General features: G+C 56.7%; 15 protein-coding genes. 11 read left to right on the top strand and 4 right to left on the bottom strand.

What is annotated here, in order from left to right; genetic code table 11:
• Positions 1-8: 8 nt before the first annotated feature.
• The 4 genes from ACIPL0_RS06545 to ACIPL0_RS06530 are packed head-to-tail and all read left to right on the top strand — an operon-like array spanning position 9 to position 2,062.
• Complete coding sequence (locus tag ACIPL0_RS06545; RefSeq protein ID WP_400731358.1) at positions 9-620, top strand: NADPH-dependent F420 reductase; 612 nt, start codon at positions 9-11, stop codon at positions 618-620.
• The gene (locus ACIPL0_RS06540) at positions 617-1,021 is read left to right on the top strand and encodes a hypothetical protein (RefSeq protein WP_400731357.1); all 405 of its coding nucleotides are present in this window, start codon (positions 617-619) and stop codon (positions 1,019-1,021) included. The genes ACIPL0_RS06545 and ACIPL0_RS06540 overlap by 4 nt, the downstream gene beginning before the upstream one ends.
• Entirely contained in the window at positions 1,018-1,833 is an 816-nt protein-coding gene (locus tag ACIPL0_RS06535) for an oxidoreductase (RefSeq protein WP_400731511.1), read from the top strand. The genes ACIPL0_RS06540 and ACIPL0_RS06535 overlap by 4 nt, the downstream gene beginning before the upstream one ends.
• Entirely contained in the window at positions 1,742-2,062 is a 321-nt protein-coding gene (locus ACIPL0_RS06530; RefSeq protein ID WP_400731356.1) for a DUF2790 domain-containing protein, read from the top strand. The genes ACIPL0_RS06535 and ACIPL0_RS06530 overlap by 92 nt, the downstream gene beginning before the upstream one ends.
• Before the next feature lie 137 nt (positions 2,063-2,199).
• Here the strand turns inward: ACIPL0_RS06530 and ACIPL0_RS06525 are convergent, their stop codons facing one another.
• A complete protein-coding gene (locus ACIPL0_RS06525; protein WP_400731355.1) occupies positions 2,200-2,739 on the bottom strand; it encodes a carboxymuconolactone decarboxylase family protein in 540 nt (179 codons plus the stop codon).
• Between the two features lie 116 nt (positions 2,740-2,855).
• Here ACIPL0_RS06525 and ACIPL0_RS06520 point away from each other — a divergent pair, with 116 nt between their 5' ends.
• Positions 2,856-3,818, top strand: coding sequence for a cupin domain-containing protein (locus ACIPL0_RS06520; protein WP_400731354.1), 963 nt, complete (start codon positions 2,856-2,858; stop codon positions 3,816-3,818).
• Between the two features lie 78 nt (positions 3,819-3,896).
• Here ACIPL0_RS06520 and ACIPL0_RS06515 read toward each other — a convergent pair whose 3' ends face one another.
• Together ACIPL0_RS06515 and ACIPL0_RS06510 are read right to left on the bottom strand one after the other, a co-directional pair.
• Positions 3,897-4,667, bottom strand: coding sequence for an SDR family oxidoreductase (locus ACIPL0_RS06515; protein ID WP_400731353.1), 771 nt, complete (start codon positions 4,665-4,667; stop codon positions 3,897-3,899).
• A gap of 36 nt (positions 4,668-4,703) precedes the next feature.
• Complete coding sequence (locus ACIPL0_RS06510; RefSeq protein WP_400731352.1) at positions 4,704-5,678, bottom strand: zinc-binding alcohol dehydrogenase family protein; 975 nt, start codon at positions 5,676-5,678, stop codon at positions 4,704-4,706.
• A 1,140-nt stretch (positions 5,679-6,818) separates the two neighbouring features.
• Here ACIPL0_RS06510 and ACIPL0_RS06505 point away from each other — a divergent pair.
• Positions 6,819-7,316 carry a YkgB family protein gene (locus ACIPL0_RS06505; protein WP_400731351.1) on the top strand — a complete coding sequence of 166 codons (498 nt, stop codon included), beginning with the start codon at positions 6,819-6,821 and terminating at the stop codon, positions 7,314-7,316.
• A 15-nt stretch (positions 7,317-7,331) separates the two neighbouring features.
• Here ACIPL0_RS06505 and ACIPL0_RS06500 read toward each other — a convergent pair whose 3' ends face one another.
• A complete protein-coding gene (locus ACIPL0_RS06500; protein WP_400731350.1) occupies positions 7,332-8,234 on the bottom strand; it encodes a LysR family transcriptional regulator in 903 nt (300 codons plus the stop codon).
• A gap of 122 nt (positions 8,235-8,356) precedes the next feature.
• Between ACIPL0_RS06500 and ACIPL0_RS06495 the strand changes: the two genes are divergently transcribed.
• From ACIPL0_RS06495 to ACIPL0_RS06475, 5 genes are all read left to right on the top strand, one after another.
• Positions 8,357-9,457 (top strand): tRNA-dihydrouridine synthase, encoded by a 1,101-nt coding sequence (locus tag ACIPL0_RS06495; RefSeq protein WP_400731349.1) that lies wholly within the window; start codon positions 8,357-8,359, stop codon positions 9,455-9,457.
• Positions 9,458-10,651: 1,194 nt separating this feature from the next.
• Entirely contained in the window at positions 10,652-11,101 is a 450-nt protein-coding gene (locus ACIPL0_RS06490) for a (2Fe-2S)-binding protein (RefSeq protein ID WP_400731510.1), read from the top strand.
• Complete coding sequence (locus tag ACIPL0_RS06485; RefSeq protein WP_400731348.1) at positions 11,098-13,290, top strand: molybdopterin cofactor-binding domain-containing protein; 2,193 nt, start codon at positions 11,098-11,100, stop codon at positions 13,288-13,290. Before ACIPL0_RS06490 ends, ACIPL0_RS06485 begins: the two co-directional genes overlap by 4 nt.
• A 9-nt stretch (positions 13,291-13,299) precedes the next feature.
• On the top strand, positions 13,300-14,499 hold the full coding sequence (locus ACIPL0_RS06480) for a cytochrome c (protein ID WP_400731347.1): 1,200 nt from the start codon (positions 13,300-13,302) through the stop codon (positions 14,497-14,499).
• Between the two features lie 16 nt (positions 14,500-14,515).
• Complete coding sequence (locus ACIPL0_RS06475) at positions 14,516-15,469, top strand: XdhC family protein (RefSeq protein ID WP_400731346.1); 954 nt, start codon at positions 14,516-14,518, stop codon at positions 15,467-15,469.
• The last annotated feature ends 98 nt before the right edge of the window (positions 15,470-15,567 follow it).

Raw genomic sequence — 15,567 nt, 5'->3', positions numbered from 1 at the left:
GAGCAGATATGAAAAGCATCGGAATCATTGGCGCCGGACAGATCGGCAGCGCAATCGCTCAGCAGCTCGCGCGTTTGAACATTGAAGCAACACTGGCCAACAGCCGAGGACCTGAAACCCTCCACGAGCAGGTCAGGCAACTGGGTCCTTCGATCAAGGCCGGGACACGCGAAGACGCAGCTGCCAAGAACATCGTGTTCGTGGCGGTTCCCTGGAAGCACTTGAAGGAGGCACTCACGGGCCTGCCAGACTTCGAAGGGCGCATCGTGGTGGACACAACCAATCCACTGCAAAAGCAGCCCTTCTCTGCCATCGATATCGGTGGTCAAGCCTCTTCAGCGCTGGTCGCGCAAATGGTCCCTGGTGCCCGTTTAGTCAAGGCGTTCAATCATCACGCCTATTGGAATCTGGCGGCCGAGCCTACAAAAGAAGGCGGTCAACGGATTCTGTTCTACGCAGGCGAGGATGCGGCTGCCAAGGCTGAGATCGCATCTCTGATCGAGCGCCTGGGGTTCTTCGGCGCCGACATGGGAGATATCGAAACGGGCAGTCGTTTGTTCCAGCCACCGACAGGCCCGCTGGCAGGCCCCAATCTCGTGAAGATGGAGTTGCAGGCATGAGCCAACTGTTCACACCCACAATGCTTGGCAGCGCATTGCTTCAAAATCGCATCGTCATGGCGCCGATGACCCGAGCCCGCGCCAATGTTGACGGCTCACCCGGACCACTTGCCGCCCAGTACTACGCGCAGCGCGCAAGCGTGGGTCTGATCATCACGGAAGGCACCCAGCCTTCCGACGACGGCCAAGGATATCCCGCAACACCCGGCATCTACACGGATGCACACGTGACAGGCTGGCGTGAAGTTACAGCCGCAGTACACGCTCAGGGTTCTCGCATCTTCTTTCAACTGATGCATGCCGGGCGCATGTCACATCCGCTCAACACGCCTCATCATCGGCAAGGTGTGGCGCCCTCGGCCATAGCCCCTGTGAACAGATATTTACCTTGTCAGGTATGAAGGACATCCCAGTGCCGCGTGCGCTCGGACTCGATGAAATCCCGCAGGTGATCAACGAGTACCAACACGCCGCACGCCGGGCAGTGGATGCCGGAGGCGACGGTGTGGAGATCCATGGCATCGCCTACCTCATTCATCAGTTCCTGGCGATCAGCAGCAACCAGCGTACGGATCGCTACGGCGGTACGCTGGAGAACCGCGCACGTTTTGCCATCGAGGTTGCACAGGCTGTGGTGGAGGAAATTGGAGCGGATCGAACGGGTATTCGCCTGTCGCCCGGATTCGGCGGGATGGGACTCAACCATGGTGGTGAGGGCCCCGATCTGTATCGTTATCTGGTGGGCGAACTCGATAAGCTCGGCCTCGCGTACCTGCATATTGTTCACTACGGCGGCGACGCGCTTTTGCACGATCTGCGCAAGCTCTGGCATCAGGCGCTCATTCTGAACCGACCTGATCGGCCGCGTGAGGACGTCGGGAAAGACATTGCCAGCGGTCTGGCAGATCTTGAATCGTACGGGCAAATGACGCTAGCCAATCCAGATTTAATTCACCGATTGAAAAGCGATGCACCGCTCAATGCGGCCGACCCCAGCACCTATTTTGGCATAGCCCAGAAGGCTATGCGGACGGATACACCGACTATTCCACATTGGCTTGATCTCTCATCCCTTGCGAACATTTCCAGCATGGCCGCTGCCACTTGGCAAATGAAAACATTTGTACATTCCCTCGTCTTGGCTTGCTTCGCCGACCTCGGCACGATCACTGGACATCGTCCAGGTCATCAGTCAGACGACCGACGACGCTAGCTGTACCCTCGTACCGATGCACCTGGTGTACAAGGACTTCAGAGACCTCGTTCATACCCTCGATTACACGATCATTGGCAGCGGCCGTTCCAACGGCTGGTTGATGCCCAAGGGCCGCCTCCATGGAGGCGGCCTTTTATCACCTTTGTCCCGAAGATCATTCCCTTGTGATTCTGGCGGGCTTATAGCCGCCATCCAGAGAACGACAGCTATCGAAAGCGGACGCTGAGCCTTGCAGGTTTTCAGGGTATCCATGAAGCGCGGCAGCCTCGCAAAGGCTTCCAATACCAAGATGGCTAAAAATGCAAAAGAGGCTCGAAGGCCTCTTTCTTCTAGTGCACTGTGGCGCCCGGATCCCGGCGCAATTCACTTCACCGGCGGCATGTCGATGTCGGTGTCGTTGATGCGGTTGAAGGTGTTGGTGAAGATGGTCAGCGCGATCGTCAGCGAGATTTCCGCCAGTTGCGCATCGCTGTAACCCGCCTGGCGGATCGCAACAACATCGGCATCGCTCAGGGTGCCGCTGGTCTTCTGCAGCTTCAGTACGAAGCTGACCAGGGCATCGCGTTTGCTGTCCCCTGTGGACGCGCCCTGACGGATCTGGGACAGGATCTGGGATGGCAGCCCGGTCATCTTGCCCAACATCACGTGGGCCGCGACGCAGTAGTCACAACCGGTCTGCTCGCTGATCAGCAACTTGATCGTTTCCAGGTCCTGCTTGCTCAAGCTGCCGCTAGCCAGGACGCCTTCTGCGTTGAGAACAGCCGACAATGCATCAGGTACCAGATGACCTAACGCGGCGAACAGATTAGGCACCGTGCCGCCGGCGATTTTCCGGACTTCGGCATAGACGTCAGCGGTGGCGCCGGTGGCAGTTGCAACAGCGGGGATTGCGATGCGGCTCATGGTGAAACTCCTGCTCGGTGGGTTAGATGGCTCCACTTTATCCAGCACAATTGATCTTGTAGAGACTATAATTGCTCACTATAGTGCTCATAAGTATCAATAAACGGAACTCGTTCATGACCACCTCTTCTCGCCAACAGGACTGGCTCAGCCGTCTACTAGACATGATTTCCGTCAAAGGGCGCCTGGAACTGCGGTGCACATACGGAGCCCCGTGGCAGGTCGTCTACGAAGACTCAGAACCGGGAGAGATGCCTTATCACGTGGTGATGCGCGGATCGGCCATTCTTGAAACACCGGGTCTTGGCGCGCAGCAACGATTACAGGCAGGTGACGTACTGCTGATGCTGCATGGGTCTGAACACGTGTTGCATGACGGCAGCGGCATCACGCCGCCCCAAGCAAGCTACCGTGATGAACTCAATCTGGTGGTCAGCGAAAATACCGGCGACGGTGAGCCACTGGAGATGCTTTGCGGCCGCTTCGTGATCCAGCCGCCCCATGACCGCTTCATCAGGGATTATTTGCCGGGTCGCTTGATCGTACGCACAGCCAGCCAGCCCTCTGACACGCAGACGCACCCGCAACTGACTCATCTGCTGGCCCTAATGCGGCAAGAGTCACTGGTCGCAAGCCTGGGGGGCAACGCCATGCTGGATGCACTGTCTACCGCGCTGTTCACCATGACCCTGCGCCTTGCCAGCGAATCGGCGGATACACCGGTAGGCTTGCTGGCGATGGCAGGCCACCCAAGGCTGGCGCCCGCGTTGACCGCCATCTTCAACGACCCAGCCCGCGCCTGGACGCTGCCGGAGCTGGCGGATCTGTGCAACATGTCCCGGGCGACCCTGATTCGTCATTTTCAGGACAAAGTGGGCAAGTCGGCGAACGCCATCCTCACCGACGTGCGCATGACCATGGCCGCCAATGAACTGACCTCCACGACCCTGCCTACCGAGGCGATTGCCGAAGCCGTCGGGTATCAATCCGTCGCTGCGTTTCGGCGGGCGTTCACCCAACGCATGGGCATGACCCCGGGCGACATTCGCAGGTCCAAACACTTGGTCGCAACTCAGTGAAGGGGCCATGAATGCAAAAGCCAAGTGCCACACCGCTTCGGTGACACCTGGCTTGTTGGGCAGGATGTGCAATCAACCTCAGACGGATTTCACCTCTCCCCCGTCGATTCGCAGCGCAGATCCGGTCATCCACTTCGCAGTCGGCGACACCAGGAACGCCAGCAGGTCGGCAATCTCTTCAGGCTCGCCAAATCTTGAAATCCCGGCGTTCTGCGGGAACCTGATCGTCGCCTCTTCAACGCTCATGCCATTGGCAGGTGCCCATTTCTCCAGAAAGGAACGGCGACGCCCCGTCATCACCGGCCCCGGCAACACACTGTTGACCTGTACGCCGTCCTGAATACCGCGATCAGCGAACGCCTTGGCCAACGCCACAATGGCAGCGTTGATGGTCGCGACCGCTGCATAGCCGGCTTTTGGCGTATCCGCCGAGTTGCCGGACATCAGTACCACCGAACCTCGTGATGCCTTGATCTCAGGCCACGCCGCCAGCGTCATCCGCCGTGCGCCGTGTAACTTGAGCTCGGCACCGTTGTGCCACTGCTCGTCGGTCATCTCGAACAGATCGATCTGAGGCACGGCCCCGGCGATGTTCAACAGGGCGTCAATCCTGCCAAACCGGGCCACCGTCTGTTCAACCACTTCTGAGGGCACACCCGGCGCGGAGATATCGGCGTCTAGCACCAGCGTTTGCGCGCCGATCGCCTCGACCTGCCGGGCCGTGTCTTGCAGGTTTTCGCGGTTTCTCGCCACCAGAACCAGTGCCTCAAAATCCTTGGCCAGGCGAAGGGCCGTGGCGCGACCAATCCCCTGACTTGCACCCGTGACAATAGCTACAGACTTCACCATCGCAATCTCCTCATTCAACGCATTTGGGTTGGGGGATCAATCGACAACCACGACCATTTTACCGGCTGCTTCATTGGCCTCCATGACGCGATGAGCCTCATGGATTTCCTCGAATTTGAAGACTCGCGTCGGTTTGACGTCGAGCCTGCCTTCGGCTGCTTCTCGGGCAATTGCCTGCAACGGCACATCGGCCAACGGGAAGCCTTCGGTGCCAAAGACGAAGCTTCCGAAGAAGGTCAGATAGACGCCACTGGACATCTGCAACAGCGGATTGAAATCAGCGATCGGCTCAAGCCCACCCAACCAGCCTGCCAAGCAGACACGCCCACCGCGGCGAACGATTGCCAGCGAATCGATCACCGTGCTGTTGCCCACGAGATCGAGTACCGCATCGAAAGTCTTCGCACCTTTGATGCGGGCCGATAGCTGCGGTCCTTCTAGCTCCACCGCAACCGCGCCGAGATCCGTAAGCATCTGCGCACGTTTCTCGCTACGGGTCGTGGCAACCACACGCGCCCCTGCATTCACCGCCAGTTTCACCGCTGCCTGGCCGAACGACGAGGTAGCACCTCGAATGAGGACGGTCTGGCCTTTTTCGATTTCCAGACTGCGGAAAAGACAGGTCCAAGCCGTGGCGTAGGTTTCCGGAATTGCTGCCAGATCGGCCCACGGCAGATCGGCGTCGATCAACGCGACGTTGGAAACCGGCGCACGGGTAAAGTGCGCGTAGCTGCCGTTGATGGTTCGGCCCAGCCCTCCCATCAAGGCGGCCACCTTCGCGCCGACCGGGAATTCGCCACTAGGGCATGACTTCACAATCCCCACGCATTCAATGCCGCTGACCGGTGCTGCCTCCGCCCATTCACCCCGGCGCATGTGCATCTCGGCGTGATTGATGCCGAACGCCTTGATCTCGATGACAACATATCCGTCCTTGGCGGTGGGTTCCGGAATGTCTTGATAAACCAGGCTATCCAGACCGCCAAATTTCTCTAGAACGATCGCTTTCATAAGATTCTCCTGTAGGGCCGTTTAGGCACTTGGTCCGATTGGCTGGGAGGGAGCGTCACGCGAGAGACCACCCATTTTTCGTCGCTTGAGGCGCCAGTCACGTAACCCCTCTAGACACAAATTAGAGGTTAGCCACGACCTAAAAACCTGTCAAACAAATTTTGAATGGTTACTCGTTTCCGCCACTACGAGAGCGAGCATTCGACGAACTGCCATTTGCACGGTCCGGCGAAGTGCGTCAGCGCAGACACCCTTGCGCTGCCATTTCCTAACTACATGGCATTGAAGGCGGATATGTCATTACCTAGACTGGCGATGCGCAAGAGCTGCTCGGCTGGCTGCACCAATCAGAATGGGGGACAGTACGAGCGCCGGCGTCAGACCTGGAGAACGCTCCTACAGACGAAACAGAGCGGATACAAAATAACCTTTTAAAAGCACAATTTAAGGTTATTAAAAATATGCGGATTTTAGATACGCAATGGAAGGCAGTAGGTGGCCGTAAGCACACGGCGTCAGACAGCCAGAGCTGATAACCCCAGATCCGGCACACTGGATGCTCTGTAGATGGAGCGACCAGGGAACAAGGACATCCCGCTTGATCTGTTTCTGGACTACGCCAATAAGCTAAAGCCGCACCCGGAACTTTAGGTGCTCTTGCCTACGTCTCAGGTCCAGAAGCTGGCTGTCTAGGACAACCACGACCCATTCTTCATCCCCTCGGACCCTGAGGCCTCATATCGGGATAATCCGCAAGCCGTCGTCGAACTTTTGGATATGGGCCACTTAGCGCCGCCACCTATGCCGGGGATATTGCTGTTCGCATCATCGAAGTGATCCACTGACCGCCGTAGCACCGCCCTTCACAAGTCAATGCCATGGGCGGGTCACTTTGTTTCCCACGATATGAAGCCCGCCGCCAGTGTGTTGATTCCATGCGTCGACACAGTTTACGCCATGATACTTTAGGGCATTTTTTAGAGACGTTTAAGACTTAAAGGTGTTATCCAATCGCCATACCATGGCTCCGTTGACGAATACCTAACACTCAATGGAGTTTCCAATGTCTCGCACTCACATCCCACTCATGAGGCCCATCGCTTGTGCCGCAAACCACGCAGTTGCACAGAGGAAGCAACCATGAACGATCTGGTCAATCTTCTCGGGCGCTCGGGCCTCATGAAACGCGACCTCGACTACCACCTGCTGCGCGCCGCGATGGTGGTCATTTTTGTCTGGTTCGGCTATGACAAATGGTTCGTTGCCGAGATCACCGACTTGCTGCCATTGATCACCAACGGCCCACTGATCTCCTGGACGATTCCGGTCTTGGGAGTCAAAGGCACCAGTGTCTTCCTGGGTACTGCTGAATGGACGTTTGGCCTGCTAATTTTCCTGGGTTTCTGGAACAAGAAACTGGGGATACTGGGCGCTCTGGGGTCTTGCGCCACCTTCATCGGTACCGTCACGATCATGCCGTTTGCCCCCGGAGCATGGCATGAAGGTGCCGGCGGTTTCCCTGCGATGACTATTGTCGCGGCCTTTCTTTTGAAGGATCTGGTGTTGCTCACGGTTTCTGTCTACCTGCTCCGGCAGGACGTTGCCCGACAGTTGAAGGTAATTGAGCACGCAGTCTGAACCATCTGCGGACATTCAAGATTTCGAAACGGTGCTCCGAACCCGCGCGGCCATATCGGCTTCGAGCATCTGCAAGAAAAGCTTCACTCTGGCAGGAACATACTGCCGAGTCGGGGTAACAGCCCAGACAGACAATTGTTCCATTTCTCCGTCCGCTAACTGGATTTCCTTCAGAGAACCGTCTCGCAACTGGGGCAGAACGTCCCAGTACGCCAGCATGGCAATCCCCAAACCTTCAATTGCTGCGTCGCGCACTGCGCCAACAGTGCTGATAATCACCCGTCCCTCTACGCGTCTGCGCACGATTTCGCCGTTCACCACGAACGGCCATCTCGGTACGGCTTGAAGAACGATGCACGAGTGCTTCTCAAGTTCCTCCAGCGTGGAGGGCGTTCCGTGCTGTCGCAGATAGTTCGGGGCCGCACACAGAACTCGCGGGTTGGGTGCGACACGCTTGGCAATCAGTTCGGAATCGGCCAGAGGTGCGACCCGCAGCGCGAGGTCAAATCCGCGGCCTACCAGATCGACCACCGTATCGGAAACGTCGAGTTCCACGCGCAGATCAGGGTATTGCTGCAACAGTCGCGGCAGCATGGGCAAGACAATGGACTGCCCGAAGACGCTGGGCGCCGTCACCCGCAACAGCCCTGTCACCTGGCTAGAAGAAGGCTGCAACGTTTCCAGCGCACTCTCCTCAGCCTCGACCATCGTGTGGGCGTAAGGCAGGAACGCTTCGCCCTCGGCAGTAAGCGACACCGCCCGGGTAGTGCGCTGAAACAGCCGCACGCCCAGTTCCTGCTCAAGCGCATTGATGCGCCGTGACACTTGCATGGGCATCACGTCCAGCTTGCGCGACGCTTCCGACAGGCTGCGCGCAGTGGCGACCGCGAGGAAGATACGCAGGTCGGCAATCAGCATGATTATATCCTTTTACGTTATACCTGCTTCACACCAAGCCAGCTTGGTCTGGCCATGACACCTCCGTAGTATCGCTAACAACAGGCAATTACGCCCACTACGCTTGAAGACGAGGTGCAGCCATGAACCATTCGACCCCATCGATTCTAACGCCTTTCGATATCAAGAACCTCACCCTGCGCAACCGCCTGGCGGTGGCCCCCATGACTCGCGTCAGCGCCACGCAAACCGGCGTCGCGACCGACGCGATGGTGCGCTACTACGAACGCTTCGCCAAAGGCGGGTTCGGCCTGGTCATCACCGAAGGGATCTACACCGACCAGCGCTTCTCCCAGGGCTACCCTTTCCAGCCCGACATGACAGATGCTGAACAGGCCCAAGCATGGCGCACAGTCACAGACCGAATCCACCCTCAGGAAGCGGCTGTTTTCGCACAACTCATGCACGCCGGGGCACTGAGCCAAGGCAATCGCTTCACCCAGCACACCGCAGCCCCCTCGGCGGTTCGCCCGAAAGGCGAGCAAATGCGCTTCTACTTCGGGGAAGGCCAGTACCCGGTGCCCGTTGCCATGACGGACGAAGACATCGCCGACGCCATCGCCGGGTTCGCCCAGGCAGCCAAGCGTGCAATGCTGGATGCAGGCTTCGATGGCGTCGAGATCCATGGCGCCAACGGCTACCTGCTTGACCAGTTCCTCACCGACTTCAGCAATCAACGCAACGACCGCTGGGGTGGCAGCACCCAACAACGCGTCGGCTTGATTCTGGAAGTGATCAAGGCCGTCCGTGAGGCGGTAGGTAGCGCCCCCGTCGGCGTTCGCATCTCCCAAGGCAAGGTCAACGACTTCGGACACAAGTGGGCAAACGGTGAGCACGACGCCGAAATCATCTTCGGCTCGCTCAAGGACGCCGGCGTCGATTACATCCACGTGACCGAATTTGAAGCGTGGCAACCCGCTTTCGCGAACAGTACAAAGAGCCTGGCCGCGTTGGCCCGTCGCTATGCACCCGGGGTCGTGTTGATCGCCAACGGCGGCCTGCATGAGGAAGAACATGCCAACGCCGTGCTGGGCGACGGCGTCGATATCCTGGCGATCGGCAAGGCGGCATTGGCAAACCCTGACTACCCGAACCGATTTGCCGAGGGCCGCACGCTGACAGAGTTTGATGCGTCGATCCTGGGACCTATTGCGAATATCAAGGAAAGCGAATTGGCGATGTAATCGAACGGGGAGCGTCCTGAAGCGGCCTTCTGAGAGTCCGCTTTGGGTCGATTCTGTTGAAAAAGTCGCCCCGGTCTTTTTATTCACGCATTGAGCGGTGAATCTGAATCCTGAACCTTCTGCGCAGAGCACAGATTTCAATCTCGGACGCGTACTTTTCTGCCGTGGAAATCGAAGCCAATTTTTTCAACAGAATCGGATGAAAGCGGCCAGGGCCGAGCGCCTTCGATCCGGCTATGTTTCCATTGGTCCCCACGGCGGGATTGGCACTCAGTCTGAATCGATATTCTTGCATTAGCGGAGCCCTGCGAAAGGGCTCCAAACTACTCACGCCTTGCGCCCGCAAAATCCGCTCTATCCGCTGACGCGCAGGGCCCGTAAGGCGCTTCACGCCAAGTAACCTAGCGACTTCCAATGCGGGGTCAGCTGCATCAATGATGCTCGCTGCGATACGCAACTCCTCTGCTGCAATAATGTACTCGTAAAATCAAGGACGTATCGCCTACAAATCTTTTAAATCGAATGCGTAACAGTATTTTACTTTGATCCTACGTGAACCATTCACACACCCATGCCCCACGAGAACGCGCAGCCACTGACAACTTCTGTACCCTTGCTAGAACTATATTTCCGTACAGCCAGCAGGCTCAAACAACCACATAACCTCATCGACGATACATACTGAAATATTGACAGCTTCTAGAGCATTGACATGCACGTTACAGAGAGCGATTTTTTTCGATACGCTGTTTTTTCGTGCCTTTTCTTTGCGCGATTACCTTCATACGAAACGTCAACGTAAGGCACGTCATAGCAACGTTCATCACCCCGCACTAATCAATGATCGTGGTAATCATGTGGGAAATATCTGCTCGTATTTAGAAAGACCTCCATCGCGCCCTTTTCAAAGCATTCATCAGGCTAAAATGCATCCGGAAGACCAACTATGAGCCCTTTGAAATTTAAGTCGCCTAACACAGTTCAGCCATGAGCATAATCGACACGGCTTAGCCTCCCCTACGCCGACCTCAGGCGGCTTACAACTATACCGCGGTATAAATTGTGCCGAGGCTTTAGACGGATAAAATCAAGATATCCCTAAGTCCGAACCTCGGAAACCTTATGGGCAAACCCAACCACGCACGATCACATTCAAAAAATATCTGTGCGCTAGACGATATGGGGATAACCGTGATGCAGACCGTGAATATCAATGGCGAGAACCATCAACTGAATGTGCCGGACCAGATGCCTTTGCTCTGGGTTCTGCGTGATGTATTGGGTTTGACGGGAACAAAATATGGCTGCGGCATTGCTCAATGTGGTGCCTGTACCGTCCACCTAGATGGGACGGCAGTTCGATCATGCGTACTGCCTGTCAGTGCAGCCGTAGGACACACTATCACCACAATCGAAGGCGTTGGCGAAACTCCCGTCGGACGATCAGTGCAGCAGGCATGGTTGGCTCATGAAGTGGTCCAATGTGGGTACTGCCAATCTGGTCAGATCATGGCAGCCAGTGCGTTGCTACAGCACACACCTAAGCCCGATGATCAGGCTATCGATTTGGCAATGTCCGGGAATCTCTGCCGATGCGCGACTTACACCCGAGTGCGCGCTGCAATCAAGGCGGTGAGTCTATGAACACGTCCGACTCATCCTCGCAATCGCCAGGTATTTCCCGTCGGCGTCTGTTGCAAAGCAGCGGTATTGCTCTTGGTGGTTTAATTTTGACGACCTGGTTGCCCTCGATACGAGCCCAAGGAGCGGCCAAAGCGATCACCTCCCCTCGCCTAGGTGACATTAATGAAGGATTTGGGGCCTTCGTCCGAGTAGGTGTCGATGGTCGAGTGACCGTCATTTCGCCGAAGATCGAAATGGGCCAAGGTATTCACACCGGCATCGCGATGATGGTGGCAGAAGAGCTGGAGGTGGGGTTGGATGTAGTCGACCTAGAGGAGGCTCCGCCGGATGCCAAGCTCTATACCGATCCGCTTCTCACCTTCCAGGCAACGGGTGGATCTACCTCAACCCGGTACACGTGGGAACCTTTGCGTAGGGCCGGAGCGACTGCTCGCATTCTCCTGATTCAAGCAGCCGCAAAACGCTGGAAAGTAGCACCTTCGCAATGTCACGCCGAGCAAGGTCGCGTCACGGGCCCAGCCGGACAATCTGCGGGATACGGGGAGCTGGTGGACGATGCAGCGGAGCTTCCATTGCCCAAAGAGGTGCCTCTCAAGCCTATTGAGGCATTCAAGCTGTTAGGCAAGCCGACCCCCAGAATGGACACCCCTGACAAGGTCAATGGTAAAACTCGCTTCACCATCGACCTTCAAATCCCAGGTGCCATGATCGCTTCAACCCTCACCTGCCCGGTGTATGGGGGAACACTCCGATCAATGGACGAAGGCGCAGCGCGGCAAGTCGCTGGGGTGCGCGACATAGTGCGCTTGGACAATGCGATTGCGGTAACCGCCGAGAATTTCTGGGCCTGCCAACAAGCTTTACAGGCCCTGACTGTTGATTGGGATCTGGGCAAGCACGCGGGCATCAGCTCAGAAGAGATAGACGCCGCACTGCAAAAAGCGAGCACCGCCGACGGCGTCATCGCAAAAAAAGAGGGGGATGTGGGAGCCGCACTAAGCAAAGCGACCAGTCGCTTTGAGGCGGTCTATGAGCAGCCCTTCCTGTCCCACTCGCCGCTCGAACCCATGAGCTGCGCAGTACACGTGACCGCTGAGCGATGTGACCTTTGGGTCGGTACTCAAGTCCCCGGTTTTGCCCAGATGACCGCAGGGGAAATAACCGGCCTCAAGCCAGAACAGATTTACATCCATAACCAACTAATCGGCGGTGCGTTCGGCCGCAGGTTGGATTTCGACTTCATCACACAGGCAGTCAAGATAGCGAAGCAGGTTCCCTATCCGATCAAGATGATCTGGAGTCGCGAGCAGGACATGACTCACGACATGTACCGACCGCATTATGTGGATCGGATCGAAGCCGCTCTGGACGCGAAAAAACAGCCTGTCGCGTGGCAGCATCGTATCGCTGGTGCTTCCATCGTGGCGCGCTATCTCGGAGGATTGCCACCGGACGGGGTAGACTTTGATGCGGTCGATGTATCCGTAGAGCCGATCTACGACCTTTCAGGCCTGCAAGTGCATTTTGTTCGTGAAGAACCGAAAGCCATTCCTGTTTCATGGTGGCGGGGTGTCGGACAGTTGCGCGGGACATATGTCCACGAAAGCTTTATCGACGAACTGGCGCGTAATGCAAAAGCGGATCCTGTGGACTATAGACTTGCTCTGATGAGCAAGCACCCTAGAGCGCAAAACCTGCTGCGTATTCTTGCGGAAAAATCAGACTGGAGAACCGCACTACCCTCCGGTTCCGGGCGCGGTATAGCCGTGAGCCATGTATTTGGTGGCTACGTGGGTACCATGGTCGAGCTGGAAATGCATGGCGACAAAGGACTCAAGATCAAACGTCTGGTTAGTGTCATCGACTGTGGATTTGTTCACAACCCGACCTCTGTGATAGCTCAAATTGAGGGGGGCACACTGTTCGGCCTATCTGCGGCTTTGTTCAACGAAATCCTAATTGATAAGGGTCAGGTTCAACAGACTAACTACCACCAATATCGGGTGCTGCGTATGAGCGACGCCCCTCCCGTAGAAGTGCACCTCATACCAAGTGTCGAAGCACCTGGGGGGGTGGGCGAGGCTGGGACCGCTTTGATAGCGCCAGCCCTTGTTAACGCCCTGCACGCTGCCAGCGGAACGCGTATTCGCAGGCTACCTCTGGCGCGCTTCGGCTACTACACGGTTTGAGGAGGCCCGATGAAAACTTTGACCACAAAGCTGAGTCTCGCATTTCTTACTTGTGCGAGCCTACCTGCAATAGCCGATGAAACTCAGATACAACGCGGTGAATACCTCGCTCGTGCTGCAGACTGTGTAGCTTGTCATACCGTGCCGGGTGGCAAACCCTTTGCCGGCGGCGTCGAGTTCAAGCTGCCATTTGGCTCTTTGTATTCGCCAAATATCACACCTGATAAGCAGACAGGGATCGGGGCCTGGACGGACGATGACTTTGTTGACGCCTTGCAGAAAGGCGTCGGTCGAGATGGCAAACACTACTACCCGGCCTTTCCTTACACGGCCTACACCAAAATGTCCCGGGACGAGATACTGGCGATCAAAGCCTACGTATTCAATCAGCCCCCCGTCAGCCAAACCAGCCAACCCGATACGCTGTCATTCCCATTTAACCAGCGTTGGGGAATGGCATTTTGGAATGTACTTTTCCACGATAACGAACGTTTCATACCTAATCTGAAACAAACGCCTGAGTGGAACCGCGGAGCGTACCTGGTAGAGGGGCCGGGTCACTGCGGCGAATGCCATACGCCGCGTAACCTGATGCAAGCGCTCGATAACGGCCGGAGCTTGGCCGGTAATGTCATCGAAGGTTGGAATGCCTACAACATCAGCTCTGACGCCAAACATGGCGTAGGTGCATGGGACGAAGGAGCTTTAGTGAGGTTCCTACGAACCGGTTCTGCCCCAGGCTTTGGGACAGCTAGCGGCCCTATGGCTGAGGTTATCGAAAATAGCCTGCAATACCTGAGCACAGAGGATCTCAAGGCCATAGCGGTGTACCTGAAATCATCGCCAGCTCGAAATGACGGCGTGGCTAAGCCTGAACCAGCTGTACTTGCAAACACCAAGGCTCAACCAGCGCTGGGCCAGAAGGTGTTTGCTGACGCGTGCGCGTCGTGTCATCGACCAGACGGTCACGGCAATCAGACGCCTGTAGCTACGCTCCTGGGCTTGAAAACAGTAAACGATCCAGGGGCCCATAACCTCATAGGCGTCATCCTGCACGGGCATCCCGCTACAAGGGTAGAGCAACGCATGCCTGCATTTGCCAAAGCTTACAATGACCAGGAACTGGCCGCGGTGAGCACATACACCCTCCAGCGCTTTGGCACGACTAACAGTACCGTTGCGGCCGAAGCTATCACCCAACGACGCTAGGCGGAATGGACGTCACATGGATAACGTAGACCTTGACGTGTTGCGTACCGTACTGGCTTGGCGCCGGGCGGGACACGGTGTGCATTTGTATACCGTGGTCCAGACTTGGGGAAGCGCACCGCGCCAACCAGGCTCGATGCTGGCGCTACGCGAAGATGGAGCCGTCATCGGCTCAGTATCAGGTGGTTGTATTGAGGACGACCTCATTCACCGCCAGGCAAGTGAAGTTAAAGCGGGGAATCAATCGCCAGTTCGTCTGATCGCGTACGGACTGTCACGTGAAGAAGCCGCGCGATTTGGATTGCCCTGCGGCGGCACGCTGCGTTTAACCGAGGAAAAAATAGACAAGTGGGATTGGGTTGAGGAGCTTGTCTCGCGGTGCGAACACCAACAGTTGAGCAAGCGAGTGGTCAACATCACCAGTGGACATGTCCGATTGACTGAAGCCCTACCCCATGATCGCTTTCAGTTTGATGAGCATCAGATGGAAGCGGTTCATGGTCCCAGTTGGAGGCTGATGATGATCGGAGCGGGTCAGGTCAGCCGCTATGCCGCCGAGATGGCTCTGCTCCTGGGTTTCAAAGTGATGGTATGCGACCCACGCCCTGAGTTTGCGGTCGAGTTCGACGATCCGAGAGTAACTCTCGTTCCGGGCATGCCCGATGACGCTGTCGAAGCCATTAAACCCGATGAGCGAACTGTGATAGTGACTTTGACTCATGACCCTCGACTGGACGACATGGCGCTTATGACCGCTCTGAAATCGCGAGCCTTCTACGTAGGTGCGCTCGGCTCGAAACAGACCACGACGCGGCGTAGGGAGTACCTGCTTGAACTCGGTATTACTCCTCAGGAAATCAGCCGTCTGCATGGCCCGATAGGGCTGTACATTGGCAGTCACACGCCCGCAGAAATTGCATTATCGTTGATGACGCAGATCGTAGCGCTAAAAAATGGAGTAGCCCACTAAGCAGCAAGTGATGCACAGCGCGGCTCAACGCCATCCAAACCGCAGTGCGGAAGACAACTAGCGTGACGTGGAGGATTCCCGCTCGTTGTCATCGCGAA

This window comes from Pseudomonas sp. NPDC090208 (genome assembly GCF_044746785.1).
Classification (GTDB): Bacteria; Pseudomonadota; Gammaproteobacteria; order Pseudomonadales; family Pseudomonadaceae; genus Aquipseudomonas.
Note: the sequence above shows the minus strand (reverse complement) of the source record. Positions and strands in the feature narration are given on the sequence as shown.